The 394-nt window shown below is 60.4% G+C and carries 1 protein-coding gene; it reads left to right on the top strand.

What is annotated here, in order from left to right; genetic code table 11:
- Positions 1–48: 48 nt before the first annotated feature.
- The coding region (locus EOA33_RS38630) for a glycosyltransferase (RefSeq protein WP_245482636.1) at positions 49–394 on the top strand (346 nt) is incomplete at its 3' end.

Below are 394 nucleotides of genomic sequence, written 5' to 3'. Positions count from 1 at the left end.
GAGCTGGGCTTGACGGGACGCGTAACATTCCTTGGCAGTCTTCCCCACATGGAGGTGAAACGACGGCTTCGCGCGGCGCATCTCTTTTTGCTGCCGAGTATCACCGCCAGCAACGGGGACATGGAGGGCATCCCGGTCGCGCTTATGGAAGCCATGGCCGCCGGGCTGATTGCGGTCAGCACGGTTCACTCGGGGATCCCCGAGCTCATCCAGGACCTGGAGACAGGATTTCTCGCACCCGAGCGGGATGTTTCGACGCTTGCCGGCAAACTTGCCTGGGTCGCCGAACACCCGAAGGAATGCGAAGCTGTCGCGCTTGCCGCTCGTCGCAAGGTCGAGGAAGAGTTCAACGCAGATATGCTGAATGAACGTTTTGCGCAGATCGTTACCCAAC

This window comes from Mesorhizobium sp. M4A.F.Ca.ET.050.02.1.1 (assembly GCF_003997725.1).
In the GTDB taxonomy this organism is placed as follows: Bacteria; Pseudomonadota; Alphaproteobacteria; order Rhizobiales; family Rhizobiaceae; genus Mesorhizobium.
This window is presented reverse-complemented; position numbering and strand designations above follow the sequence as displayed.